The organism is Caballeronia sordidicola (assembly GCF_001544455.2).
Lineage (GTDB): Bacteria > Pseudomonadota > Gammaproteobacteria > Burkholderiales > Burkholderiaceae > Caballeronia > Caballeronia sordidicola.
In genome coordinates this window covers 19,945-46,627 of record NZ_FCOC02000002.1, presented here as the reverse complement: position 1 = coordinate 46,627, position 26,683 = coordinate 19,945, and the positions used below count along the sequence as shown (strand labels likewise).

The window sequence follows — 26,683 nt, the reverse complement described above, 5'->3', positions numbered from 1 at the left end:
AAGCGCTCGAACGCGCGCGGCGCTCGCCAGCCAGGCTCGCCGCGCGCATTCGACTAAGCGCTTACTCTAAATTCCCGCGATTTCCTGCCGATAACCCGTATTCGATGCGATGAATCGCGCCCAATCCGTCCAGCGCGCGCTGGACGGTTATCGGAATCATGAAATCACTCTTTTCGCGCCGCCTGCTGGTCAACATCGCGGTCGTCCTCGTGGCGATGGGCGCGAATGCGTTCGTCGCGTACGAGCAGATCGGCCTGCAAGGTGATGCCGATGTTCGCACCCGCCGCTCGCTTAGCCTGATGCGCGACCTCGACGCGTATCGAAGCGCGCTCGGCGACAGCCTTCCCGAAATCGGACGATATGAAGCGACCGGCGTACTCGACCCTGATTCCCGTGAGGATGCCGAATCGCATATAAATGCCCTGGAAAGCGGCCTGCGCGCGCAGTTCGCGTTCGAGCCGGGCATGAGGAACGCCTTCGATGCACTCGCGGAAAACGCGCGCATTGCCAAGCGCGACGCGCATTCGGCGTTCGAGCGCGCCGCCGCCGACCCGCCGGGCGCGCCACGAGACTGGGCGCGCGCCGCGTTCGTGCGCTTGAGTGAAGACCAGGAAGCGCTCGACGTGGAACTTGCGCAATTGCGTGCGCGGGAAGCCGATTCGCTTGCCGCTACGCTCAACGACTCGGCACGTGCATCGAGCCGCGCCGTGTTCCTGTTGATCGTGTCCATGCTCGCGGGCGGCGCGGCGCTCATGTACACCTTCGCGAGCCATGAGCGTTCGGCGCATGACAAGCTGCGTGTCGCGCGGGCCATGCAACGCAGCAACGAGCGTTTTCGCGATCTCTTCGACGCGCATCCAGTGCCCATGTGGATTGTCGACGCCGATACCTATCGATTCGTCGCGGTAAATCCGGCGGCGCTCGCGCACTATGGCTACAACGAGCTCGAATTCCTGTCCATGACGGTGCGCGATCTTCACGCCGACAACGATTTCCTCGACTTCGTTACATTGCTTGCACGCAGCGCCGGGGATCATCCGGGCAGCCAGCATTCCGCAGGCGTGTGGCGCCACAAGCGGCGCGATGGCGCCGAGGTCAGCGCCGATATCTCTTCGCACTCGCTGACGTTTTCGGGGCAGCCGGGCATTTTCATGCTGGCGAACGATGTTACCGACCGGATCAACGCGGAGACCGAAGCGCGGCGCTCGAAGCAGATGCTGGAATCGCTCATCGACAATATTCCGCAGCGGATTTTCTGGAAGGATCTCGAGTCGCGCTATCTGGGATGCAACTCGGCGTTCGCGCGCGATGCCGGCCTCGCCAGCAAGGAAGAGATCGTCGGCATGACTGATTGCATGCTGCCGTGGGCCGCCGTTGGGGAAACGCTTCGCACGGAGGACAGGCTTGTTGTCGCGACCGGGCTGCCGGTGATGAACCAGGAGCGCGATCTTTATCATGGCGAGAAATTGCACACATCGGTGACGAGCAAGCTGCCGCTGCTGGACGGAGCGGGGCGGATTATCGGCGTGTTGGGCACGTACGACGACACAACCCGCCGCAAGCGGGCGGAACTGGCGCTGCGCCTGCAAGGCCGGGCGCTCGATGCCTGCGTGAATGCCGTGCTGATTACCGCGACCACGGCCAAAGGCAACGTGATCGAATATGCGAATCCGGCATTCAAGCGCATTACGGGTTATGACCCGGCGGAAATCGTGGGCCGGGATTGCCGTTTCCTGCAACGCGATGACCTCGACCAGGAAGGACTCAACGCAATCCGCGAAGGGCTCGCCGCGAACCGCGAAGTGAGCGCGGTGCTGCGCAACTACCGCAAGGACGGCGTGTTGTTCTGGAATCAGCTGCTGGTCGCGCCCGTGCCCGATTCGAACGGGGCGACGACCCATCATGTCGGCGTCATCAACGATGTCACCGAAGTGATCCGTTATCAGGAACAACTCGAATATCAGGCGAACTACGACGCGCTCACGCGCTTGCCTAACCGCAATCTGTTGCGCGACCGGCTGCAGGATGCAATCGACCGGGCGCGCGCGGGCGACACCACGCTCGCGGTGGTTTTCGTCGATCTGGATGGCTTCAAGAACGTCAACGACAGCCTCGGCCACAGCGTTGGCGACCGGTTGCTCTCGGTCGTCGCCGAGCGGCTTGCGCGATGCGGCCGTCCAGGCGACACCATCGCGCGTCACGGTGGCGACGAGTTCGTGGCCGTGCTGCCCGACATGGCGTGCGAAAGCGCGCTGATCGGCTGGATGGAGCGTGTGCGGAGCGCGATTTCGGACCCCGTATGGCTCGACGGCGTGGAACTGTACGTGGGCTGCAGCATGGGCGCGAGCCTGTTTCCGCAGGATGGCGCGGACGCGGAAACCGTGCTCACCAAAGCCGATCTCGCGATGTATCGCGCGAAGGACATGGGGCGCAACACCTACCAGTTCTATCAGCCGGAAATGAACGCGAGCGTGGGTGCGCGGATGAACGTCGAGCGGCGTTTGCGGCGCGCGTTGCGCGACGGCGAGTTCCTGCTGCACTACCAGCCGCAGGTCGACCTCGCGACGGGTGAAGTGGTCGGCATGGAGGCGCTCGTGCGCTGGATGGACCCGGAGTTCGGACTTGTGTCGCCGACTTCGTTCATTCCGGTTGCCGAGGAGTGCGGATTGATTGGACCTTTGTCCGAATGGGTATTGCGCGAAGCATGCCGGCAGAACAAGGCATGGCAAGACGAAGGGCTGCCGGGCGCGCGGATGTCGGTGAATTTGTCGGCGCGGCAGTTCCAGCAGCGCGATATTCGCGAACTGGTGACTTCCGTGCTGACAGAGACCGGGCTCGAGCCGCAGTTCCTGGAACTCGAACTGACCGAAAGCGCGATCATGCACAACGCCGACGAAGCGGTGACGACCTTGTCGGAACTGGCGGCGCTTGGCGTCGGAATTGCCATCGATGACTTCGGCACCGGATATTCGAGCCTTGCTTATCTCAAGCGTTTTCCGGTGCATCGGCTCAAGATCGATCGCTCGTTTGTTGCGGATATTGGCACGCCAAGCGGCAATGAGACGATCACGTCAGCAATCATCGCGCTCGCTCATTCGCTTGAATTGCAGGTGATCGCCGAGGGCGTGGAGACGGCGGCGCAACTCGACTTCCTGATTGCCCGCGATTGCGACGAAATGCAGGGCTTTTTCTTCTCGCAGCCGCTGCCAGCCGAGGATATCCCGGCGCTTTTGCTCAGTAACCGGGAAACCGGCTGGTCAGCCGCTGGCAACGGCGAAGCCGGCGAACCCGGTCAGTCCAAGGCGGGCAGAGCACGCGGACGGCGGTCGCTGTCGGTCGCCACGTAGGTCAGCGTGGCGTCGGTCACTTTCACCACGTCTTGCGTGAGGCTCATGCGCTGCGCGTAGACCTCGACGGATACGGTCACCGACGTGTTGCCCGTCTTCACAATATCCGTATAAAAGCTCAGTAGATCGCCGACGAACACAGGCTGCTTGAACACGAACGAATTGACGGAAATGGTCGCCACGCGTCCGTTCGCGCGCCGGCTCGCCGGAATCGATCCCGCGATGTCCACCTGCGCCATGATCCAGCCGCCGAAGACGTCGCCGTGGACATTCGCATCGGACGGTTGCGGTACTACGCGCAGCGCGACCGGCTTGTTCGGGAGTTGCAGTGAGTTGGTCACGAGCTTGAGTTCCATGAGAGTGATCCGGCGGTCTACAGTCCGGCTGTAAGCGCGCCGTTGCGCCTTCTGCGACAATGCAGGATTAAACGATGTTGCCCCGCGCTTGAACGATCTTGATTCGTTTAGCCGGCTTTTGGCGCGTTCTGGCCAGGCGTTGTGCACTTGGCCGTGGCGTTGGTAGGCATCGAATTGTACGGGAAAGCCCGCATTTTGAGACGGGCGCCCGCCCGCGATACATCGTGTGTCCGACGTCGTTTCGTTTTGTTTCGCGAGGCGACGTGGACTTCTGCAGACCTCAAATTCATGCGCCGCAATTCACCCTCCGAACCTGTTCCACTTGTCCAAGGTCCGCGCAACGACTGGCAGACGATCCGCTCGTTGCTGCCGTATCTCACCACGTACAAATGGCGCGTTGCGTTCGCATTGACGTGCTTGATCGGCGCGAAGGTGGCGAATCTGGGCGTGCCTATCGTGATGAAGAAGGTCATCGACAGCCTCAGTTCCATTCAGCATCTGACCGCGCTTGGACGTGCGCAGGATTCGGCGGCGATCATCCTTGTGAGCGGCGTGGGATTGCTCGTGGTGGCATATGCAGTCGTGAGGTTGTCGACGTCGCTTTTCACCGAACTGCGCGAAATCCTCTTCGCCAAAGTCACGGAAAGCGCGGTGCGCCAACTCGCGCTGAAAGTGTTCCGGCATCTGCATTCGTTGTCGCTGCGGTTTCATCTCGAACGTCAAACCGGCGGCATGTCGCGCGATATTGAACGCGGCACGCGCGGCATTCAGCAACTCGTTTCATATTCGCTCTACAGCATTCTGCCCACGCTGGTTGAAGTTGGCCTCGTGCTTGGATTTTTCGTCACGAAATACGAAGCGTATTACGCCGTCGTCACATTGATCGCGCTCGTGACTTACGTGGTCTTCACCATCAAGCTCACCGAATGGCGCACGCATTTCCGGCGCACGATGAACGATCTGGATTCAAAGGCGAATTCGCGCGCCATCGATTCGTTGCTGAACTACGAAACAGTGAAGTATTTCGGCAATGAAGAATGGGAAGCGCAGCGCTACGACGAAAATCTGCTGCGTTATCGCGCGGCGGCGATTCGTTCGCAGCGGTCTTTGTCGGTGCTTAACTTCGGGCAGCAATTCATTATTGGCACCGGACTGGTGTTTATTTTGTGGCGCGCGACGCAAGGCGTGATTGCAGGACGTCTTACGCTCGGCGATCTGGTGCTGATCAACACCTTCATGCTGCAGTTGTATATTCCGCTGAATTTTTTGGGCGTGGTGTATCGCGAACTGAAGCAGAGTCTCACCGACATGGACCGCATGTTCACGCTGCTCGGCGCCGGACGCGAAGTGCCCGATGCGCCGGACGCGTTGCCGCTTTCCGTCACCGGCGCGCAAGTGCGCTTTGAGAAGGTGAGCTTTTCCTATGAAAGCTCGCGGCCGATCCTGCATGACATCGACTTCACCATTCCAGCCGGCACCACGACGGCGGTCGTCGGCCACAGTGGTTCGGGCAAGTCCACGCTGGGCCGTTTGCTTTTCCGCTTCTACGATCTCGACCGCGAGCAAGGCGGACGCATCCTGCTGGATGGCCAGGATATTCGCGACATCACGCAGGATTCGCTGCGCGCGGCGATTGGCATCGTGCCGCAGGATACAGTGCTCTTCAATGATTCGATCTACTACAACATTGCGTATGGCCGTCCTTCCGCTTCCCGCGACGAAGTGATCGCGGCCGCGCGCGCGGCGCATATTCACGACTTCATCGAGAGTTTGCCGGCGGGCTACGAAACACCGGTCGGCGAGCGCGGATTGAAGCTGTCGGGCGGGGAAAAGCAGCGCGTGGCGATTGCGCGGACCGTGTTGAAGAACCCGCCGATTCTGATCTTCGACGAAGCCACCTCCGCCCTCGATTCGAAATCCGAGCGCGCGATCCAGCACGAACTCGATCTGATTGCGCGGGAGCGCACGACGCTGATTATTGCGCACCGGTTATCGACGGTCGTGCACGCGCAGCAGATCATCGTGATGGATCACGGACGGATTGTGGAGCGCGGCACGCACGCGGAACTGGTGCGCGCTGGTGGCCTTTTCTCGCAGATGTGGGCGTTGCAGCAGCAGAGGGCGGCGGAACCGGCTGATTCGGCGGAAGCGGTGCGCGCATGAAGGCGAGCCGCATCGCAGCCACTGAATACGCAACGCAAGCACAGACCCAGACGCAATCACCGCTAGCACACCGAACGTCGCAGATCCTACCTGATAGCTTCCGGTACGTTCCTTAGTCATGCCCACGATCATCGGCAGATAAAAAACTCGCGGCGCAGCACCGGCCGTGTGCGGCCAGCGTGACAATGGTGCGGGCGTTTCAGGTGCGACGATAAAATGCCGATGCGTCCGCGACGCACCCCAACCAGCCCGAAGGCGCCGCATGGAACTGAAATGGCTCGAAGATTTCGTCTCTCTCGCGGAGACGCGCAGTTTCAGCCGGTCGGCTGAACTGCGGCATATCACGCAACCGGCGTTCTCGCGCCGCATCCAGGCGCTGGAAGCGTGGCTCGGCACGGATCTGATCGACCGCTCGGTGTATCCGACGCGCCTCACGCAAGCCGGCCAGGTCTTTTACGAACAGGCGCTCGCAATGCTCTCGCAGTTTCACGAGGCGCGCACGCTCTTGCGCGGGCAGACTGGCGTGCCCGACGCGACCATCGACTTCGCGGTGCCTCACACGCTTTCGCTGACCTACTTCCCACGATGGCTGCAGCACATCGAAGCGCGGCTGGGGCGCATCAACACCCGCCTGCGCGCGCTCAATGTGCATGACGCGGTTTTGTCGCTGGTGGAAGGCGGATGCGATCTGGTGATGGGCTATCACCATCCGAGCCACCCGGTCGCACTCGATCCCGCACGCTACGACATGCTTACGCTCGGTACCGAATTGATCAGCCCGTTTTCATCGGTGAACAAAGGTGGGCGGGCGCGCCATATATTGCCCGGCGCTGCCGATGCACTCATCCCCTATCTCTCGTACACGCCTAACGCGTACCTTGGGCGCATGACGGAGGTGATCATCGCCACATCGCCGGCCCGGCTTTATCTTGAGAAGGTCTACGAAACCGACATGGCCGAAGGCCTCAAGGCCATGACACTCGCTGGCCACGGCGTGGCATTCCTGCCGCACAGCGCGGTCGCCAATGAAGTCGACGAAGGCCTGCTGATCCGCCTCGACCGGGGAACACGCGGCACGCCGGCGGGTCAGTTCACGCTGACCATGGAGATCCGTTTGTATCGTGACAAGATGGCGTCAAAGGGCGACGACCCGCGCCAGGCGCTGATGCGCAATCTCTGGGAGGCGGTCGGCGAGGAGATCGCGCGGTCAACCGAAACCCAGTCTCCATAAGGGTTTCAGGCGTTATGCAAGAAAAACATGACGCAATGATGAAACGGCATTGGATTTCAATAAGCGAATTTTCGACAATGAAGCTATTCCACACAACGTTGGAGCTTCAATGTCTTCGCCGCAACAAGAACACCATCCTGTCGCCGCTGTTCAGCACGCTATTCCGTCCTACCTCGATTCTTCCCATCTCGGCCCCTGGGGCAACTATCTTCAGCAAGTCGATCGTGTGGCGCCGTATCTCGGCTCCCTGTCGCGCTGGATCGAAACCCTCAAGCGCCCGAAGCGCATCCTGATTGTCGATTGCCCCATCGAACTCGATAACGGCACGGTCACGCACTTCGAAGGCTATCGGGTGCAACACAACATGTCGCGTGGACCGGGCAAAGGCGGCGTCCGATATCACCAGGACGTGACGCTCTCCGAAGTAATGGCGCTGTCGGCGTGGATGTCTGTTAAGAACGCGGCGGTGAACGTGCCGTACGGCGGCGCGAAAGGCGGTATTCGTGTCGATCCGCGCACGCTGTCGCGTGGCGAACTCGAACGCCTGACCCGTCGTTACACGAGTGAGATCGGCATCATCATCGGGCCGAATCAGGATATCCCCGCGCCGGACGTCAACACGAACGAACAGATCATGGCGTGGATGATGGACACGTACTCCATGAACCAGGGCCAGACGGCAACGGGCGTGGTGACCGGCAAGCCAATCTCGCTCGGCGGTTCGCTCGGCCGCAAGGAAGCCACGGGACGCGGCGTGTTCGTGGTCGGCGCGGAAGCGGCGCGGCGGATTGGCTTTGACATCGAAGGCGCGCGGGTCGCCGTGCAGGGTTTCGGCAACGTCGGCGGGATCGCGGCGCGTCTGTTCCAGGAGGCCGGCGCGAAAGTGGTCGCGGTGCAGGACCACACCGGTTCGCTCTACAAATCGTCGGGTATCGACGCAGTCGCGCTTTTCGATCATGTGGCGAAGCATGGCGGCGTCAGCGGCTTCGAAGGCGCGGATGTGATCGGCAAGGACGAATTCTGGACCATCGAAAGCGACATTCTGATTCCGGCCGCGCTCGAAGGCCAGATCACGGAAGAAAACGCGCCGAAGATTCGCACGAAGATCGTGGTCGAAGGCGCAAACGGCCCGACCACGACCGCCGCCGACGACATACTCCACGACAAAGGCATTCTCGTGATCCCCGACGTGGTGGCGAATGCGGGCGGTGTGACGGTTTCGTACTTCGAATGGGTTCAGGATTTCTCGAGCTTCTTCTGGACCGAGGACGAAATCAACCAGCGTCTCGAACGCGTGATGCGCGAAGCGTTCGCGGCGGTGTGGACTGTTGCAAGCGAGCACAACGTATCCGTGCGCACGGCGGCATTTATTGTGGCGTGTACGCGGATTCTTCAAGCGCGTGAAATGCGCGGTCTTTATCCATGATTTCGGCGGCTGAGAACGTTTGCGAGCGGCGGCTTTCATGAAGCCTTGCTAGTGCAATAAAACTCCGAATGCCCGGTGACGTCCTGAACGACGCGCCGGGTTTTTCGCGTAAGACGAAAAAGAATAAAAGAGACAAAGCAAAACGGCGGAAAAGTCGTTAAAGTGCGCGCTGCGCAAGGCGTACAGCGGGTGTCTCAAAATTAGCAAGTGTGGACAACATTCATTCTTTCAAATTTATTACCCTGCTAAAATTGCCCCGTTTTCAAGGAGATCAAAACCATGAAGTTTAAAAAAGCCGCACTGCTTCTCGCAGCACTGGGTGTTTTCGCCTCAGGTGCACAAGCCCAGAACAACGATACGCTCAAGAAGATCAAGGATTCCGGAAATATCTACCTGGGTTTCCGTGAATCGTCGATTCCGTTTTCGTATTACGACGACAAGCAGCAAGTCATCGGTTATTCCTACGAGTTTGCCTTGAAGGTGGTCGACGCCGTCAAGGAAAAGCTCAACATGCCGAACCTGAAGATCCAGCAGAAGTCGGTGACGTCGCAAAACCGCCTGCTGCTCGTGACGGGTAACCAGATCGACCTGGAGTGCGGCTCGACCACGAACAACCTTGAACGTCAGCAACAAGTCGCGTTCTCCAACACCATCTTCGTGATCAGCACGCGCCTGATGACCAAGAAGGATTCGGGGATCAAGGACTTCGCCGACCTGAAGGGCAAGACGGTCGTGACGACCGCGGGCACCACGTCCGAGCGCCTGCTTCGCAAGATGAACCAGGACAAGAACATGGGCATGAACATCATCAGCGCGAAAGATCACGGCGATTCGTTTTTGACGCTGTCGACGGGACGCGCCGTTGCTTTCATGATGGACGACGCGTTGCTGGCCGGCGAACGCGCGAAGTCGAGCAACCCGGGCGACTTCGTGATTGTCGGTACGCCGCAATCGCGTGAAGCGTATGGCTGCATGCTGCGCAAGAACGATCCGGAGTTCAAGAAGGTGGTCGACGACGCCATCGCCAAAGTAGAAACTTCGGGCGAAGGCGACAAGATCTACAAGAAGTGGTTCGAAAGCCCGATTCCGCCGAAGGGCCTGAACCTGAACTTCCCGGAAAGCGACGACATGAAGGCGCTTTTCAAGAGCCCGAACGACAAGGCTATCGACTAATCTCGATCACGTCTGGATTGATGGAAACGGAAGGAGCGCTGCTTCTTCCGTTTTCTTTTGGAGGGAGTCCATGTCCTACCACTGGAACTGGGGCGTTTTTCTAAGCCCCGTCTCGACCGGTGAGCCGACCACGTATCTCGGCTGGCTTATTTCCGGTTTCTGGGTGACCGTGACCGTATCGCTTGCTTCATGGGTCGTGGCGCTCGTCGTGGGTTCGCTGTTCGGCATTCTGCGCACGGTGCCCAATCGCAAGCTCGCTGGCATCGGCACGGTGTATGTCGCGATCTTTCGCAATATTCCGCTGCTCGTACAGTTCTTCATCTGGTATCTCGTCATACCCGAATTGCTGCCGCCGTCCATCGGCAACTGGTTCAAGCAACTGCCGCCCAACGTGCAGTTCTATACCTCATCCATTGTGTGTCTCGGGCTGTTCACGGGTGCTCGCGTGTGCGAGCAAGTGCGTTCGGGCATTGCCACGTTGCCGCGCGGACAGCGCGCAGCGGGCCTCGCAATGGGCTTCACCGAATGGCAGACGTATCGGTACGTCTTGATGCCGGTTGCTTACCGGATCATCGTGCCGCCATTGACCTCCGAGTTCCTGAACGTGTTCAAGAACTCGGCGGTAGCGTCCACCATCGGCTTGCTTGAACTGTCGGCGCAGGCACGCCAACTCGTCGATTACACCGCGCAATCTTATGAGTCGTTCATTGCCGTGACGCTTGCCTACATGCTGATCAATCTGGTCGTCATGCAACTGATGCGCTGGGTGGAAGCGAAGACCCGGCTGCCCGGCTACATTGGAGGCAAGTAATGCATCATTTCAACTGGAGCAGCGTCATCAGTTCGCTGCCTACGCTTTGGACCGGCGCGATCATCACCTTCAAGATCACGCTGCTCGCGCTGGTGGTCGGCATCTTGTGGGGCACGGTGCTCGCGTTGCTGCGTCTTTCGGGCATCAAGCCGCTCGAATGGTTCGCGAAAGGCTACGTCACGCTGTTTCGCTCAATACCGCTCGTCATGGTTTTGCTGTGGTTCTTTTTGATCGTGCCGCAATTCCTGCAAAATGTGCTGGGTTTGTCGGCGGAAGTCGATATTCGCCTGGCTTCCGCCATGGTCGCGTTCTCGCTTTTCGAGGCTGCGTACTATTCGGAGATCATTCGCGCGGGCATTCAGGCGGTGTCGCGCGGTCAGGTGAATGCGGCATTCGCGCTCGGCATGACCTACATGCAGTCGATGAAACTCATCATCCTGCCGCAGGCGTTTCGCGCAATGGTGCCGCTCCTGCTCACGCAGGCGATCGTGTTGTTCCAGGATACGTCGCTTGTATATGTGATCAGCCTGGCGGATTTTTTCCGCACGGCGACGAACGTGGGTGACCGCGACGGCACGACCGTCGAAATGGTGTTGTTCGCCGGCGCCTGTTATTTCGTGGTGTGCCTGGCCGCATCCGGTCTGGTCAAAAGTCTTCAGAAAAAGGTCGCTCGATGATCTCACTCAAGAATGTTTCGAAGTGGTATGGCCCGTTCCAAGTGCTCACCGATTGCACGACGGAAGTCAAAAAGGGCGAAGTGGTGGTGGTGTGCGGACCTTCGGGTTCGGGCAAGTCGACGCTGATCAAGACCGTGAACGGACTCGAGCCGTTTCAGAAGGGCGAGATCAGCATCAACGGTCAATCGATCGGCGACAAGAAAACCAATCTGTCGAAGCTGCGTGCGAAGGTCGGAATGGTGTTCCAGCACTTCGAGCTGTTTCCGCATTTGTCGATCGTGCAGAATTTGACGCTGGCGCAGATCAAGGTGCTTGGGCGTTCGAAGGATGAAGCGACGGCGAAGGGTTTGAAGCTGCTCGATCGCGTGGGCCTTGCCGCTCATGCCGATAAATTCCCCGGCCAGTTGTCGGGCGGTCAGCAGCAGCGTGTGGCGATTGCGCGGGCATTATCGATGGATCCGATCGCCATGCTCTTCGACGAACCCACGTCCGCGCTCGACCCGGAAATGATCAACGAAGTGCTCGACGTGATGGTCGAACTCGCGCAGGAAGGCATGACCATGATGTGCGTGACGCACGAAATGGGCTTTGCGAAGAAGGTGGCGCATCGGGTGATCTTCATGGATCGCGGACTGATTGTCGAAGACGACAAGAAGGAAGCGTTCTTCGAAAATCCGAGATCGGATCGGGCCAAGGACTTTTTGGCGAAGATCCTGCATTGAAAATCCGCGTGCCCGGAGCCTTCTCAGGCTCCGGCGCATGCGCGCATGGCGAAAGGCCGTTCTCAACTCATGTTGGAACGGCCTTTTTATTCGTGCGCTTTCGTGTTGTCCTGCGTCACCGCGTCCGCAGCGTTTTTCTTCACGGATTCGATTCCGGCATCGCGAGCCGACGCGCTGCTATACGCCTCGCTCACGCCAATGATTTCGTGATTTCCCGCTTTCAGGTTGAAGTACGGCGCGCCGCTTTTATCGGTCTTGCGCTCATAACGTTCCTCGATCAACGCATTAGCCTTGACCGACGCAATGCCGTGTTCCGCGGAAGCCCGCGTGACATACATTTCGCTTTTAAGGATGGACTCGCCGTTGGCGGCGCGCAGATTGAAATAGAACTGGCCGTTGCGGGCTTTGTCGATGACGAACTTTCCTGACATGGCATGTGCTCCCTATGAGTGGAACGAGCGTGAATGCAGGTTATTCTCAACGCGTAATGCTATTCAATGCCGAGTTCGGTCTCCATGTCGGCAGTCGTCTCGATGGCATCGGCGCGCAGCACCGATTCAACGCACACCTTGCACAACGGTTCGCGCGCTTTCTCCGCCACGTCAGCCGGCACCGGCACGTTGACCGTTTTTAGCAACGCGCCATGCTGGAACAACGCGAGATCGCCCGGTTTGAAGCGGGTCCAGATTTCGTCGTCGGTCAGCGGTGACGTTGCGATGACCGCCACGCGGTCTTCCGGCGTGGTGTATTTCGCAAAATCGATCGACATGTCGGCGTCGATCAAATGCGCGGTCGAGAACGGCCAGCTTCGCACCAGATAGTACAAATGCGTCGAGCAATGCGAGAACAGCGCCTGTCCATTCGACATCAGGAAGTTGAACACGCCGAATTGCGTGATTTCCCCCGTCAGCTTTTCGAGCGCGGCAAAGAGTTCTTCGAGCGGCGGCTGGCAGCCGGGAAATTCGCGGCGCAGTCCTTGCAGCAATGCGCAGAACGCGAGTTCACTGTCCGTTGTGCCGACCGGCTGATACTGTCCGTTCAGACAGGGCTTGTAATCCTGCAGGTCGCCATTGTGCGCAAAAATCCAGTGCCGGCCCCACAGCTCACGCATGAACGGATGGCAGTTTTCAAGCAGGATGTGCCCTTGCGTGGCCTTGCGGATATGCGCGATCGTATTCTTGGACTTGATCGGATAACGTTTCACCATCTCGGCGAGCGGAGAACTCGCCGACGACTGATGGTCGATAAAAAGCCGGCACGCCTTATCTTCGAAGAATGCAATGCCCCAGCCGTCCGCGTGATGGTCGGTCACGCCGCCGCGCGCCGCGAACCCGGTGAACGAAAAAGTCACGTCCGTGGGTTCCGCGCAGTTCATTCCGAGAAGTTGGCACATTGCTGAGGCTGCAGACTAGGTGAATGGAGCTACCCGTTACAATACGAGTATCCAAAGCATAGCACCGACGAAACTGCCAAAAAATCGCAGCGTCGGGCCGCTGGCGGCATCGTTGTTGATTTTCCACGGTGCGGGTGCCGGCGGCGAGGCAAAGTTACCGGTTTGAGCGGTTCATCAAGAAAGTCACGTGGTTGCCGCGAGCCCGATCCCGTTTTCGTCATCCGATTATTCCATCGTCATTACGCCAATGTCCGCTTCTGCTTCCTCTTCGTCTGCGTTGCCCGCCGCTTCCGGTGATTCCGCTCATTCCGTGACGCTTGCCCGTCCCGATGACTGGCATTTGCATGTGCGTGACGGCGCCGTGCTCGCCGCAGTCCTGCCGCACACCGCGCGCCAGTTCGGCCGCGCGATCATCATGCCGAACCTGCGCCCGCCGGTCACGACAACCGAAATGGCGGCGGCGTATCGCGGACGGATTCTCGCCGCGTTGCCAAAGGACGGTCCAGGCGCGCGGTTCGAACCGCTGATGACGCTTTATCTCACCGACAACACCCCGCCCGACGAAATCCGCCGCGCGCGTGAAAGCGGTTTTGTCCACGGCGTGAAGCTTTATCCGGCAGGTGCAACGACGAATTCCGATGCCGGCGTGACCAGCATTGCAAAGTGCGCAAAAACGCTCGAAGCGATGCAGGAGCATGATTTGCCGCTTCTGGTGCATGGCGAGGTGACTGACCCGGCTATCGATATGTTCGATCGGGAGAAAGTGTTTATCGATCGCGTAATGACGCCGTTGCGTCGCGATTTCCCGGCGCTGAAGGTGGTGTTCGAGCACATCACGACCAAGGACGCCGCTGATTATGTCCGCGACGCCGACGGCCCGACCGGCGCCACGCTGACCGCGCATCATCTGCTGTACAACCGCAATGCGCTGTTTGTTGGCGGGATCCGGCCGCATTACTACTGCTTGCCGGTCTTGAAGCGCGAGACGCATCGCCTGGCGTTGGTGGCGGCGGCTACTTCCGGGAATCCGCGATTCTTTCTCGGCACGGACAGCGCGCCGCACGCGAAGGGGTTGAAGGAGCACGCTTGCGGTTGCGCGGGCTGCTATACGGCGCTGCACGCGCTCGAGTTGTACACCCAGGCCTTCGATCAAGCCGGCGCGCTCGACAAGCTCGAAGGTTTTGCAAGTTTTCACGGCGCGGATTTTTATGGCCTGCCGCGCGCTACCGAGCAAATCACGCTGCAACGCGAGCAATGGACGTTGCCCGCCGAATTCATGGCCGGCGACCACGAAATCGTTCCGCTGGGCGGCGGTGAATCCATAGGCTGGCGGCTGGTTTAAGGCGAACCGCGCTTATGGCTGTGGAGTTTGTTGAATGTCCAGTCCGGCAAATCCATCGGAGCAACCGTCCGGTTCCCGCGCGATGCCGGGATTCGATGACATCGACTGGTCACGCGCGTGGCTTTCGCCGTTGGCCCATCGCGGTCAACGCTGGCAGAAAGCAGCGCTCGAAAGTTATCCAGCCTATCTGAGCACGCTGAACGCCGACGCGCGTACCGAACCTCGCATGACCGGGCGCGACAAGCCGCTGTCCTTTATTGCGCAGGACCAACTGCCGGCGGGAGCGTCGTATGAAGGACATATTGCGGCGACCGGCTGCGTGCCGACGCGCCATAACCTGCACGACTTCTTCAACGGCGCGATGTGGTTCCAGTATCCGCGCATCAAGGCGGCGCTGAACGCGCGCCAGGCCGCGGAAATCGATGCGCTGGGCATCGGTCCAATACGCGGTGCCGCTCGCGACGCTCTGACACTCTTCGATGAAAACGCGGTGTTGCTCGCCTGCGCTGACCCGGCGCTCGCGGCGGCGCTGCGCGCTTTCGATTGGCGGGCGGTGTTTATCGGACATCGGACTGCATGGGGGCGCGCGTGCGAAGCGCGGATTTTCGGCCATGCGCTGCTGGAAAAACTGATCGCGCCATACAAGGCGTGCACGGGACACGCGTGGATCGTAGAAGTCGAGCCGGCGTATTTCCTCGCCGCCGATACCGAACGCCGCGCCATTCTGGACCGTGAAGTATCGGAGCGCCTCAAAACCGAAGCCATCTCCAGCCGATGCTTCACGCCGCTGCCCGTGCTGGGCGTTCCCGGATGGTGGCCGGAAAACGAAGCGCATTCTTTTTACGATGACCCCCGGGTATTCCGTGCGGGCCGCCGTTTGCGGGCTTGATAGGCGCAATGAGCGCGGTTGGCGCATGTTAAAATCGATGCCGCAAAGCAGGCCAGGCAGTCGCGGCTGATCCGGTTTCGGCCGGGGAGGGCGAGGAAAGTCCGGACTCCAACAGGCAGGGTGATGGCTAACGGCCATCCGTGGCGACACGCGGAACAGGGCAACAGAAAGCAAACCGCCGATGGCCCCGGGCGTAAGTCCGGGGATCAGGTAAGGGTGAAACGGTGCGGTAAGAGCGCACCGCGGCTGCTGCAAGGCAGACCGGCACGGTAACCTCCACCCGGAGCAATTCCAAGTAGGCAGGCGCGCATCTTCGAGATGCAGGACGGTGCCTCCGTCTCGTCTGCGGGTAGGGAGCTTGAGCGCGTCAGCAATGGCGCGACTAGAGGAATGGCTGCCACGCGCGTGACGCTTTCGGGCGTTGCGGGCGCACAGAATCCGGCTTATCGGCCTGCTTTGTGACTATTTAAAAAGAAAGCCGGCGTCAGAGCAACGCCGGCTTTTTTCGTTGTTTCCGCGCTTTTTCAGCTCGCGACAATATCGAACGAATGCGTCAGTTCGGCCGTTTTGGCAAGCATGATCGACGCCGAACAGTATTTGTCGTGCGAAAGTGTGATCGCGCGCTCAACGGTCGCCGGATTCAGGTTCTTGCCTGTCACCGTAAAATGAAAATGGATCTTGGTGAAGATTTTCGGGTCCTCGCTTGCGCGCTCGGCCTTGAGCGAAACCGAGCAACCGACCACTTCCTGCCGGCTTTTCTTCAGGATCATCACCACGTCATACGCGGTGCAGCCGCCCGTGCCAAGCAAGACCATTTCCATGGGACGCGGCGACAGGTTACGGCCGCCGCCCTCGGGCGCACCGTCCATTGTCACCAGATGTCCGCTGCCCGTTTCCGCAGCGAACGCCATTCCATCTTGTCCCATCCAGCTAACTTTGCATTCCATGAGAAAACTCCAGTGCCGTACGGCACGCATCTATTCGTGCTGATTGTAGCGTTTTAGCCGATTGTGGGAATTGACGCTGGCGTTTCCTTTTCGTCGTTCGAGCGCAGGTGCTGCGGTGCGATCTGGCAGATAAATCGGGGGATTTCCCTACTTTCAATAGGGTGTACTGTAAGTCGTCTATGCGAATCATCACTTGGATGTTCGAATCAAGCAATTGATTTCAAAAGAAAATTACGGGTTGATACGTTAATTTCGTTATTTTGCATTATGAAATTCAATCTCACAATGCAAATTTACTTGCTTTGCACAAACCCAGTTCATATACTTCCTCCTGTCTCCTCCACCTCCTCCTAGGTGGATTCAGCCCGAGCCCAAGGCTCGGGCTTTTTTTCGCCTTCATTTCTACGCTTGTGTTGGCCGCGGGAGCGGAGGAAACCAGAAAACGCCCTTGGGCCGACGACATTTTCGGCTTGTTCGTCGGCCGTATTTCGTTGTTTTGACTTCGGATTGAAATTTCCCTTATAATTCAAAGTTCTCTATCCGCACCATGCCCGCGGACGAGAACCAGGGAGAGCCCGCACGCGCCTCGATGCGCACGAACATACAAGCGGGACAAAGCAGGGCAGAATTATTTTTTGGATCGATCATGAAGACGTTTTCCGCAAAAGCCCATGAGGTGACGCGTGAATGGTACGTGATTGACGCGACGGATAAGGTTCTCGGACGTGTCGCCAGTGAAGTGGCCGCCCGACTTCGCGGCAAGCACAAACCCGAGTTCACCCCGCACGTCGACACTGGCGATTTCATCGTCATCATCAACGCCAGCAAGTTGCGCGTCACGGGCAACAAGGGTACTGACAAGAAGTACTACCGTCACTCGGGCTATCCGGGCGGCATCTACGAAACGACGTTCAACAAGATGCAAGAACGCTTCCCGGGCCGCGCGTTCGAGAAAGCTGTTAAGGGCATGTTGCCGAAAGGTCCGCTCGGCTACGCTATGATCAAGAAGCTCAAGGTCTACGCTGGCGCAACGCATCCGCATACGGCTCAACAGCCTAAAGCGCTCGAGATCTAAAGGGAGCCCATATGATCGGTAATTGGAATTACGGTACGGGCCGCCGCAAGAGCGCCGTTGCCCGCGTGTTCATCAAGTCCGGTACGGGCGAGATCATTGTCAATGGCAAGCCCATTGCTGATTATTTCTCGCGCGAAACGTCGCTGATGATCGTGCGCCAGCCGCTCGAACTGACGAGCCACGCCACCACGTTCGACATCAAGGTCAACGTGAACGGCGGCGGTGAAACGGGGCAGGCGGGTGCAGTTCGCCATGGCATCACGCGCGCGCTGATGGACTACGACGCAACGCTCAAGCCTACGCTGTCGCAAGCAGGCTTCGTTACCCGCGACGCTCGTGAAGTCGAACGTAAGAAGGTTGGTTTCCACAAGGCACGTCGCCGGAAACAATTCTCGAAGCGTTAAGCTGTCTGGCTGTTTCGTCGCTATTGCGGCGAAATCGCTCAAAAAGCTGCCTGCGTGTTTGCGCTGGCGGCTTTTTTCGTTTGCGCAGCATATTGTTCGAACTTCATGGCTCCAACCTGCCGATAGTGAAATCGAGATAGTGTGGCGCGATAGCCTATTGATTACATGGGCTTCCAGCACGATATTGAGATCAGCCCTACAATAGGCACTAGAAGCTTTTTTGGAGAGTTCGAATGAACGCTGTCACCGACACCCCCACGACCGAAATGCCGTTGCCGTTCGTCTTCACGGACGCAGCCGCTGACAAGGTCAAGCAACTGATCGACGAAGAAGGCAATCCGGAGCTGAAGCTGCGCGTGTTCGTGCAAGGCGGCGGCTGTTCGGGCTTCCAGTATGGCTTTACGTTCGACGAGGCCATCAACGAAGACGACACCGTCATGGACAAGGCCGGCGTGCAACTTTTGATCGATTCAATGAGCTATCAGTACCTTGTTGGCGCAGAGATCGATTACAAGGACGACCTGAACGGCGCGCAATTCGTGATCAAGAATCCAAATGCAACCAGCACGTGTGGTTGTGGATCGTCATTTTCGGCCTGATTTCGATCGTAATACGCGGTCAGATGTCATGGTGAAACGGAGCCTTCGGGCTCCGTTTTGTTTTTACAGCCAAAGCCGATGGCGCCATTCGTGATGCCTTTTTTTCAACTCAGCGCGGATAAATCGCCCCTAGAACGCGTTCACCCGCGGCACCCGTGACTGCCGCCACATTCCCGGCTTCACGCGCCATGCACCGCATTGCCAACCATGCGAACGCCAGCGCTTCGACCTGCTGTGGCGGAACACCGAGTGCGTCTGTGGTCATGACAGGAACGCCGGAAACGCCGGTCTCGGCGAGCGCTTGCTGGATTGCATTCATAAGTACCGGATTGCGTGCACCACCGCCGCAGACGTAGACCGCACGACAATCGGATGCATGCCGTTCGATTTCACGTGCAATGGTGATTGCCGTCAGGGAAACGAGCGTTGCCTGTACGTCGGCAGGCGACACCTGCTCGAATCCGACGAGTTTGGCATCGAGCCATGCGGGGTTGAAGAGATCGCGCCCAGTGCTTTTCGGCGGCCGCTGCTCGAAGAACGGTTCGTCGAGCAAGGCATTCAGCAGCGGTCGATGCACTTGTCCTTGCGATGCGAAATGGCCGCCTTCGTCGAAGGGACGATTCAGATGGCGGTACGCCCATTCGTCGAGCAGCGCATTGGCCGGTCCGCAATCAAATCCATATACTCCGCCATCCGCCGAAAGAACGGTGATATTGCTGATGCCGCCCAGGTTGCACACGACGCGCGTTTCATTTTTCGAACCAAAAATAGTCGCGTGAAATGCGGGAACGAGTGGTGCACCCTGGCCGCCAGCCGCGACGTCGCGACTGCGAAAGTCCGCGACTATGTCAATGTTCGTCATCTCGGCCAGTAACGCCGGATTGTTGATTTGCCGCGTGTAACCCTTTTCCGGGCGATGCCGTACCGTCTGCCCGTGGACGCCGATCGCGCGGACTTTCGCGGCCGACTGACCGCTCATGCTCGCGAGTTCGTGACAGCAGACCGCGTAACGCGTAGCCAGCGCATTTGCTGCCAGCGCTTCACGTTCGAGTTCGTTCTCGCCGGGAGCCTGAAGCGCGAAAAGCGCTTCACGCAGCCCTTCCGAGAATCCCACATGCGCCTCGCCCAGCACCACAGGCGGCTGGCCGGCCATAAATTGCACCGCGACACCGTCCACGCCGTCCATGCTCGTGCCTGACATCAGCCCGAAGTACACGCCGTTCGCTGCGCCCTCTGTTGCCACTGCCTCGGTACGTCGCGCCACGTTGCCTCTCCTTTTCGATGCGAGTTGTCGCGTGAGCCGCTCGGGCAATCAACGCTTGACTCCTGCGGTCAAAATGGCCGCCATGGATGGATTATCCACACATCAAAGCAGCCCGTTAAGCCGTTCACCGGGACGTTAGCCATTCGGCCATGTTTTTGGAGTCCACGTTCGCAGATCTCGCGCATAAAACATGGCCGAATGGCTAACGCAAAGGGGAAAACGGGGCGAAGGCGCACGACATAACGTAAAATCCGATGCCTGAACCAAGCGAAAGCCGCGCTGATTCCCGAGCTTGCCGACCGCAGGCAAGGGCCCGGGCGCCGCGACCATTGCCCGATGCGCGTAAGCCCGCATCCCGAATAAATCACCCGAAAAGTTGCAGGCATGACCACAGAACCGAACGACTCTCCGGCTTCGGCTGCGAAAACCTTACCCCTTACCGACGAAGTGCAGGCTGCGCTTGCCGTCGCCAAACGGGGTTGCGACGAGCTGCTCATTGAAGCGGAGTTCGCGCAGAAACTCGCGCGCAGCGCCTTGAGCGGCAAGCCGCTGCGTATCAAGCTTGGCCTCGACCCGACCGCGCCGGACATTCACATCGGCCATACCGTCGTGCTGAACAAGATGCGCCAGTTGCAGGACCTCGGTCACACGGTCATTTTTTTGATCGGCGATTTCACGTCGCTTATTGGCGATCCGTCGGGGCGTAACGCCACGCGTCCGCCGCTCACGCGTGAACAGATCGAATCCAACGCCAAGACCTATTTCGAACAGGCCGCGCTGGTCCTGGACCGCGAGAAGACCGAGATTCGCTACAACAGCGAATGGTCGATGCCGCTTGGCGCCGACGGCATGATCAAGTTGGCGTCACGTTATACCGTGGCGCGCATTCTGGAGCGTGAGGATTTCACCAAGCGTTATCAGGGCGGCATGCCCATTTCAATTCATGAGTTGCTCTATCCGCTCATGCAGGGATATGACTCGGTGGCGTTGAACGCGGATCTGGAACTCGGCGGCACGGACCAGAAGTTCAACCTGCTGGTCGGACGCGAGTTGCAAAAGCAGTACGGCCAGGAACAGCAATGCATTTTGACCATGCCGCTGCTTGAAGGGCTGGATGGCGTTGAAAAGATGTCGAAGTCGAAGCACAACTACATCGGTATCAGCGAGAAGCCTACTGACATGTTCGGCAAGCTCATGAGCATTTCCGACACGCTCATGTGGCGCTATTTCGAACTGCTGTCGTTCAGAAGCATGGACGAGATCGCGCGATTCAAGAGCGAGTCTGAAGGCGGGCGTAATCCGCGCGATTTCAAGGTGCTGCTTGGGCAGGAAATCGTCTCGCGGTTCCACTCGCCGGCGGATGCCGAGCGTGCGCTCGAAGACTTCAATCACCGTGCGAAGGGCGGGGTGCCGGACGAGATTGCATCGGTGACGCTGAGCGGCGCGCCGCTCGCGGTTGGACAACTGCTGAAGCAGGCGGGACTGGTTCCATCGACAAGCGAAGCGCTGCGCAATATCGAACAAGGCGGGGTGAAGATCGACGGCGCGACCGTGTCGGACAAAGGCCTGAAAATCGACGCCGGTGAGTTTGTCGTGCAAGTGGGCAAGCGCCGCTTCGCGCGCGTCACGCTGACGGCTTGAGCACGTGATTGCGCTCATCCAGCGCGTCCTGCGCGCCGATGTTCACGTGCGCGGCCGTGTGACAGGGGCAATCGACGCAGGCCTGCTGGCGCTTGTATGCGCCGAACGAGGCGACACGCCGGCGTTGGCCGACAAGCTGCTGGCAAAGATGCTGGCGTACCGGATTTTCAGCGACGCAGCGGGCAAGATGAATCTGCCCGTAAGTGACATCGACGGAACCGGGCGTGCCGGCGGCGTGTTGCTGGTATCGCAATTCACGCTCGCCGCCGATACATCCAGCGGCTTGCGGCCAAGCTTCACGCCCGCAGCGCCACCTGAAGAAGGCCGAAGGCTCTTCGACTATTTTGTCTCACAGGCGCGCGCCGCGCATCCGATTGTCGAAACGGGTGAATTCGGCGCCGACATGCAAGTGTCTCTGGTCAACGACGGGCCAGTCACGTTCTGGCTGCAGGTGCGCGCCTGAGTTCACTCTTTGCGCTGACTAGCTCCGACGCATCCTTTGGAATCCCGATGACCACGCAAGTCCTATTTATCAGGCACGGCGAGACTGACTGGAACCGCATCAAGCGGATTCAGGGACATATTGATATTCCGCTTGCCGCGAGCGGGGTTGCTCAGGCCGGGCAACTCGCTCAACGCCTGCTGCAGGAGTCGCAAACCGGAGCGCGCCTTGACGCTGTGTATTCCAGTGACCTTCAGCGAGCGCGGCAAACGGCCAAGCCCTTTGCCGATGCGCTTGGTTTATCGCTGAAGCTGAACGAAGGTTTGCGCGAACGTTGGTACGGTGACTTTCAAGGTTACGACAGCGCCGAAATCCTCGCCAGATTTCCTGCCGAACATGCGGTTTGGCAAAGTCACGACCCCGACTTCACGCCTCCTGGCGGAGAGTCTCAGCGGGAATTTTCGCGGCGCGTGCTGAACGCAATTGAACCGATCGTGGCCGCGCATCCGGGTGGACGGATTGCGTGTGTCGCACATGGCGGCGTGCTTGACTGTATTTATCGATTTGCCCGCGAAATCCCGCTGGAGGCGCCGCGTGACTGGCTGCTGCTGAACACGAGCATCAACGTTGTGGACTTTGAGAACGGCCAGGCGAAGGTCGTGTCATGGGGCGACGTGGCTCACCTTGCGGCGCCCAGCAGCGACGACGACCTTAAGGAAGTGCCGCGCTAAAGCGACTACTCGGGCAGGTTCGCGTCCCAGAGATCACGAACAGGACCGGCATCGGGAGCCGCGAGACCAAAATGGCGGTAGGTGAGAAGCGTGGCCACGCGTCCGCGCGGGGTGCGCTGCAAATAGCCCTGCTGGATAAGATAGGGCTCGAGCACGTCTTCAATCGTGTCGCGCTCTTCGCCAATCGCGGCAGCCAGATTGTCGACACCGACCGGACCGCCATCGAATTTGTACAAGATGGCTTCCAGCAGCTTCCGGTCCATCAAATCGAAGCCAACGGGGTCGACGTCAAGCATCTTCAGCGCGGCATCGGCAACGTCCGCCGTGATATTGCCGTTTGCCCGCACCTCGGCGTAATCGCGCACGCGCCTGAGCAAGCGGTTCGCAATCCGCGGCGTGCCTCGCGCGCGCTTGGCAATCTCGAACGCGCCCTCGGGAACAATGTTCGCTTTCAGGAGCGAAGCCGATCGCGTGACAATTCGCGCCAATTCTCCCGCCGTATAGAACTCCAGCCGCGACACAATCCCGAAGCGGTCCCGCAGCGGATTGGTCAGCATGCCCGCGCGCGTGGTGGCGCCGACCAGCGTAAACGGCTGCAAATCCAGCTTCACGCTGCGCGCCGCCGGACCTTCGCCGATCATGATGTCGATCTGATAATCCTCGAGCGCCGGATACAGGATTTCCTCGACGACCGGCGACAGCCGATGAATCTCATCGATGAAAAGTACGTCGTTTTTCTCGAGATTCGTCAGCAGCGCGGCAAGATCGCCGGCGCGTTCCAGCACCGGCCCCGATGTTTGCCGCAGATTCACACCCATTTCCCGCGCAATGATGTGCGCAAGCGTGGTCTTGCCGAGACCCGGCGGCCCGAACAGCAGGACGTGATCGAGCGCTTCGGAGCGCCTGCGCGCGGCCTCGATGAAGATCTGCAACTGATCCCGGATCTTTTCCTGCCCGACATATTCCTCGAGCTGGCGCGGCCGCAACGCCCGCTCGAACACTTCCTCGTTCGGCGAGACAGGTGTAGCCGAGATGATGCGTTCGGCGGCGAGTTTGTCGGTTTCTATCATGCGTCGATTGTACCGCGTGACGAATACGCCGAAAGCTGGCCGTTCGGCCGACTGTTGGCCGGATCAACGGTGTGGGAGACTCATTCCGTACCAGTCTTGCGACTGGATCGAGCCGCACTTGAAGGTCAGCGCGAGGGTTGCAACGACAGTGCCTTCAAGGCCAGCTTGATGCCTTCCGACACGCCTGTTCCGGCAGGAACATTCTTTACCGCCATGAGCGCTTCTTTTTCGGAGTAACCCAATGCCAGCAAAGCGTTCAGGATATCGCTCGCGTGATCCGGGCCGGCCACCGTGCCTGCTGCCGTGCCCAGATCCGCGCCGAGCTTGCCCTTCAGTTCCAGGAGCAGCCGCTCCGCCGTCTTTTTGCCAATGCCGGGCGTACGCGTCAGGCGCGCGGCGTCCTGCATGGTCACGGCTTGCGCGAGTTCCTGGACGCTCATGCCCGACAACACCGCGAGGGCCATACGCGCACCGATTCCGCTGATCTTGAGCAGTTCGCGAAAGGTCGTGCGTTCCGGCTGCGTGCCGAAGCCATACAGCAAATGCGCGTCTTCACGCACGATCAACTGGGTCAGCAGGACGATCTTCTCGCCGATGTTCGGCAGGTTGTAGAAGGTGCTCATTGGCACGGCAATTTCATAACCCACGCCGCCGCAATCCACGAGCAGATACGGCGGGTTTTTTTCAAGCAAGACGCCTGCAATGCGACCAATCATGTTGAGGAACTTGTAATGGAGTTAGCCGACAAGGCGGCCGCGCCGAACGCGCAGGCCCTTTTTTGCCAGAGACGGCGCAATGCCGCCCAGGATGGCGGTTGCGCCGCCGGCGTGCGCGTGGCAGATGGCCATGCCGAGGGCATCGGCGGCGTCCGCTCCTGGCACGCCCGAAAGGGCGAGCAGCCGCACCACCATCTGCTGCATCTGATCTTTCGTTGCGCGGCCGTAGCCCACCACGGCCTGCTTCAATTGCAGCGCGGTGTATTCGGCAACCGGTACGCCGTTCGCGACCAGGCCGCAGATTGCCGCGCCCCGGGCCTGGCCGAGCAGCAGTGTGGACTGCGGGTTGACGTTGACGAACACTTTCTCGATCGCCGACTGATCGGGCGCGTGTTGCCGGACCAACGTGGAGATGCCGTCGAAGATCGTGTTCAGCCGCGACGGCAGATCGGCGTCCGCGGTCTTGATGACGCCGCTGGTCACGTAGGTGAGCGTGTGGCCGGTTTTATCGATAACGCCGAATCCAGTCACGCGCAGGCCCGGGTCAATGCCGAGAATTCTCATGGAATGCCGTTGGAACGTAGTGCTTGCGATACTAACAGCGCGGCGCAGAAAGTAAAAAGCCCGGTGAACCTGCCGGCCGCCGGGCTTTCCGAAGATCAGACGTTCTCAGTGGCTGTCTCAGTGACGGAAGTGCCGCGTTCCGGTGAGCACCATCGCAATGTTGTGTTCGTCCGCGGCAGCCACGACTTCGTCGTCGCGCATGGAACCGCCCGGCTGGATCACGCAGGTCGCGCCCGCGTTGACTACCACGTCGAGCCCGTCGCGAAACGGGAAGAACGCATCCGATGCCACCGCGGAGCCCTCCAGCGACAAACCCGCGTTTTGCGCCTTGATGCTCGCAATACGCGCCGAATCTACCCGGCTCATTTGCCCGGCGCCCACGCCGAGCGTCATGCCGCCGCCGCAAAACACAATGGCGTTCGACTTCACGTACTTCGCCACGCGCCACGCGAACATGAGATCGTCCATTTCCTTCGGCGTCGGATGACGCTTCGTGACCACGCGCAACTCGTGCGGCTGGACGTTCTTCGAGTCGAGCGATTGAACCAGCAAGCCGCCGCCCACGCGCTTCAGGTCGAACGCGTTGTGAGCGTCGCCAAGATCGATTTGCAGCAGGCGCACGTTTTGTTTCGCCGCGAAAATCTGCCTGGCCGCTTCGCTGAAGGAAGGCGCCATCAGCACTTCCACGAACTGCTTTGCAACTGCTTGCGCCGCCGTTTCGTCGACTTCCCGATTGAACGCAATGATGCCGCCGAACGCCGACGTAGGATCGGTCTGGAAAGCCTTCGAATACGCTTCGTGCGCACCTTCACCCACCGCCACGCCGCACGGATTCGCGTGCTTGACGATCACGCACGCGGGTACGTCGAACGTCTTCACGCATTCCCACGCAGCGTCGGAATCCGCGATGTTGTTGTACGACAGTTCCTTACCCTGCAACTGCGTGTAGTTCGCAAGCGCGCCAGCGGGCGTCGCGAGGTCACGATAAAACGCCGCGCTTTGATGCGGGTTCTCGCCGTAACGCAGGTCCTGCACCTTGGTGAAGGCGAGATTGAACGTCGACGGAAACGTATTGCGGCTCTTGTGTTCCAACGCGTCGGTCAGGCTCGTCAGATAGTTCGTGATGGCGCCGTCATATTGAGCCGTGTGCGCGAATACCTTGGTTGCAAGCCGGAAGTTGGTCGGGTAGCTGACCGTGTTGCTGGACGCACGCATTTCCTCGAGAACGGTCGCGTAATCCGAAGGATCGACGATTACCGTCACGTCACGATGATTCTTCGCCGCCGAACGCAGCATGGTCGGGCCACCAATATCAATATTCTCAATGGCGTCTTCCAGCGAGCATTCTTCCTTCGAGACTGTCTGCACGAACGGATAAAGATTCACCACCAGCAAGTCGATGGTCGGAATGCCGTGCTGCTCGAGCGCCGCCATGTGTTCGGGCAAGTCGCGGCGCGCCAGAATGCCGCCGTGAACCTTCGGATGCAGCGTTTTCACGCGGCCGTCGAGCATTTCCGGAAAACCGGTGTAGTCGGCGACTTCGGTGACGGGCAGGCCGGCATCGGCGAGAAGTTTTGCAGTGCCGCCAGTCGAAAGCAGGCTTACGCCCAGCTCCGAAAGCGATTTCGCGAATTCAACGATGCCGGACTTGTCTGAAACGGAAAGGAGCGCTTGCTTGATCATGATGGGAACGGCGGGGA

General features: G+C 59.6%; 25 protein-coding genes and 1 other RNA gene. 17 read left to right on the top strand and 9 right to left on the bottom strand.

The features are described 5' to 3' along the window. Positions 1–158: 158 nt before the first annotated feature. A complete protein-coding gene (locus tag AWB64_RS03405) occupies positions 159–3,347 on the top strand; it encodes a sensor domain-containing protein (protein ID WP_063493155.1) in 3,189 nt (1,062 codons plus the stop codon). Here the strand turns inward: AWB64_RS03405 and AWB64_RS03400 are convergent. Next, entirely contained in the window at positions 3,293–3,703 is a 411-nt protein-coding gene (locus tag AWB64_RS03400) for an acyl-CoA thioesterase (protein WP_099050483.1), read from the bottom strand. The genes AWB64_RS03405 and AWB64_RS03400 overlap by 55 nt on opposite strands. A 288-nt stretch (positions 3,704–3,991) precedes the next feature. On the opposite strand from AWB64_RS03400, the gene AWB64_RS03395 reads away from it, so the two are divergent. The 7 genes from AWB64_RS03395 (at position 3,992) to AWB64_RS03365 (ending at position 11,906) form a co-directional block, all read left to right on the top strand. Then, positions 3,992–5,866, top strand: coding sequence for an ABCB family ABC transporter ATP-binding protein/permease (locus tag AWB64_RS03395; protein WP_060817740.1), 1,875 nt, complete (start codon positions 3,992–3,994; stop codon positions 5,864–5,866). Positions 5,867–6,128: 262 nt separating this feature from the next. Next, positions 6,129–7,097 (top strand): LysR family transcriptional regulator, encoded by a 969-nt coding sequence (locus AWB64_RS03390; protein ID WP_060817232.1) that lies wholly within the window; start codon positions 6,129–6,131, stop codon positions 7,095–7,097. Positions 7,098–7,206: 109 nt separating this feature from the next. Then, positions 7,207–8,523: a Glu/Leu/Phe/Val family dehydrogenase gene (locus AWB64_RS03385; RefSeq protein ID WP_060817231.1), complete on the top strand. Its 1,317-nt coding sequence runs from the start codon at positions 7,207–7,209 to the stop codon at positions 8,521–8,523. 279 nt (positions 8,524–8,802) lie between these two features. Then, complete coding sequence (locus AWB64_RS03380) at positions 8,803–9,696, top strand: glutamate/aspartate ABC transporter substrate-binding protein (RefSeq protein ID WP_060817230.1); 894 nt, start codon at positions 8,803–8,805, stop codon at positions 9,694–9,696. Between the two features lie 70 nt (positions 9,697–9,766). After that, complete coding sequence (locus AWB64_RS03375; protein WP_060817229.1) at positions 9,767–10,507, top strand: amino acid ABC transporter permease; 741 nt, start codon at positions 9,767–9,769, stop codon at positions 10,505–10,507. Further along, complete coding sequence (gene gltK, locus AWB64_RS03370; RefSeq protein WP_060817228.1) at positions 10,507–11,184, top strand: glutamate/aspartate ABC transporter permease GltK; 678 nt, start codon at positions 10,507–10,509, stop codon at positions 11,182–11,184. The genes AWB64_RS03375 and gltK overlap by 1 nt, the downstream gene beginning before the upstream one ends. Then, entirely contained in the window at positions 11,181–11,906 is a 726-nt protein-coding gene (locus AWB64_RS03365; RefSeq protein WP_060817227.1) for an amino acid ABC transporter ATP-binding protein, read from the top strand. The genes gltK and AWB64_RS03365 overlap by 4 nt, the downstream gene beginning before the upstream one ends. Positions 11,907–11,992: 86 nt before the next feature. On the opposite strand, the gene AWB64_RS03360 is transcribed toward AWB64_RS03365, so the two are convergent. Then, positions 11,993–12,337 carry a YegP family protein gene (locus AWB64_RS03360; protein WP_060817226.1) on the bottom strand — a complete coding sequence of 115 codons (345 nt, stop codon included), beginning with the start codon at positions 12,335–12,337 and terminating at the stop codon, positions 11,993–11,995. Between the two features lie 59 nt (positions 12,338–12,396). Beyond that, positions 12,397–13,299, bottom strand: coding sequence for a class II glutamine amidotransferase (locus tag AWB64_RS03355; protein ID WP_075643232.1), 903 nt, complete (start codon positions 13,297–13,299; stop codon positions 12,397–12,399). Positions 13,300–13,546: 247 nt separating this feature from the next. Between AWB64_RS03355 and pyrC the strand changes: the two genes are divergently transcribed. From pyrC to rnpB, 3 genes are all read left to right on the top strand, one after another. Beyond that, the gene (gene pyrC, locus AWB64_RS03350) at positions 13,547–14,641 is read left to right on the top strand and encodes a dihydroorotase (protein WP_060817738.1); all 1,095 of its coding nucleotides are present in this window, start codon (positions 13,547–13,549) and stop codon (positions 14,639–14,641) included. A gap of 34 nt (positions 14,642–14,675) precedes the next feature. Then, a complete protein-coding gene (locus AWB64_RS03345; RefSeq protein WP_082850355.1) occupies positions 14,676–15,530 on the top strand; it encodes a DUF3025 domain-containing protein in 855 nt (284 codons plus the stop codon). A gap of 44 nt (positions 15,531–15,574) precedes the next feature. Beyond that, an RNA gene (rnpB, locus tag AWB64_RS03340) (RNase P RNA component class A) lies at positions 15,575–15,992 on the top strand. A gap of 62 nt (positions 15,993–16,054) precedes the next feature. On the opposite strand, the gene AWB64_RS03335 is transcribed toward rnpB, so the two are convergent. Then, on the bottom strand, positions 16,055–16,477 hold the full coding sequence (locus tag AWB64_RS03335; RefSeq protein ID WP_060817225.1) for an OsmC family protein: 423 nt from the start codon (positions 16,475–16,477) through the stop codon (positions 16,055–16,057). Positions 16,478–17,123: 646 nt separating this feature from the next. On the opposite strand from AWB64_RS03335, the gene rplM reads away from it, so the two are divergent. The 3 genes from rplM to erpA all read left to right on the top strand — a co-directional run bounded on the left by rplM (position 17,124) and on the right by erpA (position 18,555). Beyond that, a complete protein-coding gene (gene rplM, locus AWB64_RS03330; protein ID WP_031357525.1) occupies positions 17,124–17,552 on the top strand; it encodes a 50S ribosomal protein L13 in 429 nt (142 codons plus the stop codon). 11 nt (positions 17,553–17,563) lie between these two features. Then, positions 17,564–17,956, top strand: coding sequence for a 30S ribosomal protein S9 (rpsI, locus tag AWB64_RS03325; protein WP_056355701.1), 393 nt, complete (start codon positions 17,564–17,566; stop codon positions 17,954–17,956). 233 nt (positions 17,957–18,189) lie between these two features. Beyond that, complete coding sequence (gene erpA, locus AWB64_RS03320) at positions 18,190–18,555, top strand: iron-sulfur cluster insertion protein ErpA (protein WP_031357523.1); 366 nt, start codon at positions 18,190–18,192, stop codon at positions 18,553–18,555. 109 nt (positions 18,556–18,664) lie between these two features. Here the strand turns inward: erpA and AWB64_RS03315 are convergent, their stop codons facing one another. Next, complete coding sequence (locus AWB64_RS03315; RefSeq protein ID WP_374728603.1) at positions 18,665–19,798, bottom strand: anhydro-N-acetylmuramic acid kinase; 1,134 nt, start codon at positions 19,796–19,798, stop codon at positions 18,665–18,667. Positions 19,799–20,203: 405 nt separating this feature from the next. On the opposite strand from AWB64_RS03315, the gene tyrS reads away from it, so the two are divergent. The 3 genes from tyrS to AWB64_RS03300 are packed head-to-tail and all read left to right on the top strand — an operon-like array spanning position 20,204 to position 22,633. Beyond that, the gene (tyrS, locus tag AWB64_RS03310) at positions 20,204–21,460 is read left to right on the top strand and encodes a tyrosine--tRNA ligase (protein WP_060817224.1); all 1,257 of its coding nucleotides are present in this window, start codon (positions 20,204–20,206) and stop codon (positions 21,458–21,460) included. 4 nt (positions 21,461–21,464) lie between these two features. Further along, positions 21,465–21,923: a D-aminoacyl-tRNA deacylase gene (gene dtd / locus AWB64_RS03305; protein ID WP_060817223.1), complete on the top strand. Its 459-nt coding sequence runs from the start codon at positions 21,465–21,467 to the stop codon at positions 21,921–21,923. Positions 21,924–21,970: 47 nt separating this feature from the next. Beyond that, positions 21,971–22,633 carry a histidine phosphatase family protein gene (locus AWB64_RS03300; protein ID WP_060817222.1) on the top strand — a complete coding sequence of 221 codons (663 nt, stop codon included), beginning with the start codon at positions 21,971–21,973 and terminating at the stop codon, positions 22,631–22,633. A 5-nt stretch (positions 22,634–22,638) separates the two neighbouring features. On the opposite strand, the gene ruvB is transcribed toward AWB64_RS03300, so the two are convergent. From ruvB to purH, 4 genes are all read right to left on the bottom strand, one after another. Continuing rightward, positions 22,639–23,703 (bottom strand): Holliday junction branch migration DNA helicase RuvB, encoded by a 1,065-nt coding sequence (ruvB, locus tag AWB64_RS03295; RefSeq protein WP_060817221.1) that lies wholly within the window; start codon positions 23,701–23,703, stop codon positions 22,639–22,641. 125 nt (positions 23,704–23,828) lie between these two features. Continuing rightward, complete coding sequence (gene ruvA, locus AWB64_RS03290; protein ID WP_060817220.1) at positions 23,829–24,419, bottom strand: Holliday junction branch migration protein RuvA; 591 nt, start codon at positions 24,417–24,419, stop codon at positions 23,829–23,831. 21 nt (positions 24,420–24,440) lie between these two features. Beyond that, positions 24,441–24,983 (bottom strand): crossover junction endodeoxyribonuclease RuvC, encoded by a 543-nt coding sequence (gene ruvC, locus AWB64_RS03285; RefSeq protein WP_060817219.1) that lies wholly within the window; start codon positions 24,981–24,983, stop codon positions 24,441–24,443. A gap of 117 nt (positions 24,984–25,100) precedes the next feature. After that, complete coding sequence (gene purH, locus AWB64_RS03280) at positions 25,101–26,666, bottom strand: bifunctional phosphoribosylaminoimidazolecarboxamide formyltransferase/IMP cyclohydrolase (protein WP_060817218.1); 1,566 nt, start codon at positions 26,664–26,666, stop codon at positions 25,101–25,103. Between the last annotated feature and the right edge of the window lie 17 nt (positions 26,667–26,683).

What these genes read in the sequence shown, in the direction of transcription:
- AWB64_RS03395 (WP_060817740.1), top strand. Translation starts at nt 3,992, where the DNA reads ATGCGCCGCAATTCACCCTCCGAACCTGTTCCACTTGTCCAAGGTCCG.
- AWB64_RS03345 (WP_082850355.1), top strand. Translation starts at nt 14,676, where the DNA reads ATGTCCAGTCCGGCAAATCCATCGGAGCAACCGTCCGGTTCCCGCGCG.
- gltK (WP_060817228.1), top strand. Translation starts at nt 10,507, where the DNA reads ATGCATCATTTCAACTGGAGCAGCGTCATCAGTTCGCTGCCTACGCTT.
- rpsI (WP_056355701.1), top strand. Translation starts at nt 17,564, where the DNA reads ATGATCGGTAATTGGAATTACGGTACGGGCCGCCGCAAGAGCGCCGTT.
- erpA (WP_031357523.1), top strand. Translation starts at nt 18,190, where the DNA reads ATGAACGCTGTCACCGACACCCCCACGACCGAAATGCCGTTGCCGTTC.
- AWB64_RS03360 (WP_060817226.1), bottom strand. Translation starts at nt 12,337, where the DNA reads ATGTCAGGAAAGTTCGTCATCGACAAAGCCCGCAACGGCCAGTTCTAT.
- ruvB (WP_060817221.1), bottom strand. Translation starts at nt 23,703, where the DNA reads ATGATAGAAACCGACAAACTCGCCGCCGAACGCATCATCTCGGCTACA.
- AWB64_RS03380 (WP_060817230.1), top strand. Translation starts at nt 8,803, where the DNA reads ATGAAGTTTAAAAAAGCCGCACTGCTTCTCGCAGCACTGGGTGTTTTC.
- AWB64_RS03400 (WP_099050483.1), bottom strand. Translation starts at nt 3,703, where the DNA reads ATGGAACTCAAGCTCGTGACCAACTCACTGCAACTCCCGAACAAGCCG.
- purH (WP_060817218.1), bottom strand. Translation starts at nt 26,666, where the DNA reads ATGATCAAGCAAGCGCTCCTTTCCGTTTCAGACAAGTCCGGCATCGTT.
- AWB64_RS03355 (WP_075643232.1), bottom strand. Translation starts at nt 13,299, where the DNA reads ATGTGCCAACTTCTCGGAATGAACTGCGCGGAACCCACGGACGTGACT.
- AWB64_RS03375 (WP_060817229.1), top strand. Translation starts at nt 9,767, where the DNA reads ATGTCCTACCACTGGAACTGGGGCGTTTTTCTAAGCCCCGTCTCGACC.
- AWB64_RS03335 (WP_060817225.1), bottom strand. Translation starts at nt 16,477, where the DNA reads ATGGAATGCAAAGTTAGCTGGATGGGACAAGATGGAATGGCGTTCGCT.
- tyrS (WP_060817224.1), top strand. Translation starts at nt 20,204, where the DNA reads ATGACCACAGAACCGAACGACTCTCCGGCTTCGGCTGCGAAAACCTTA.
- AWB64_RS03300 (WP_060817222.1), top strand. Translation starts at nt 21,971, where the DNA reads ATGACCACGCAAGTCCTATTTATCAGGCACGGCGAGACTGACTGGAAC.
- pyrC (WP_060817738.1), top strand. Translation starts at nt 13,547, where the DNA reads ATGTCCGCTTCTGCTTCCTCTTCGTCTGCGTTGCCCGCCGCTTCCGGT.
- ruvA (WP_060817220.1), bottom strand. Translation starts at nt 24,419, where the DNA reads ATGATTGGTCGCATTGCAGGCGTCTTGCTTGAAAAAAACCCGCCGTAT.
- rplM (WP_031357525.1), top strand. Translation starts at nt 17,124, where the DNA reads ATGAAGACGTTTTCCGCAAAAGCCCATGAGGTGACGCGTGAATGGTAC.
- AWB64_RS03365 (WP_060817227.1), top strand. Translation starts at nt 11,181, where the DNA reads ATGATCTCACTCAAGAATGTTTCGAAGTGGTATGGCCCGTTCCAAGTG.
- AWB64_RS03390 (WP_060817232.1), top strand. Translation starts at nt 6,129, where the DNA reads ATGGAACTGAAATGGCTCGAAGATTTCGTCTCTCTCGCGGAGACGCGC.
- ruvC (WP_060817219.1), bottom strand. Translation starts at nt 24,983, where the DNA reads ATGAGAATTCTCGGCATTGACCCGGGCCTGCGCGTGACTGGATTCGGC.
- AWB64_RS03385 (WP_060817231.1), top strand. Translation starts at nt 7,207, where the DNA reads ATGTCTTCGCCGCAACAAGAACACCATCCTGTCGCCGCTGTTCAGCAC.
- AWB64_RS03405 (WP_063493155.1), top strand. Translation starts at nt 159, where the DNA reads ATGAAATCACTCTTTTCGCGCCGCCTGCTGGTCAACATCGCGGTCGTC.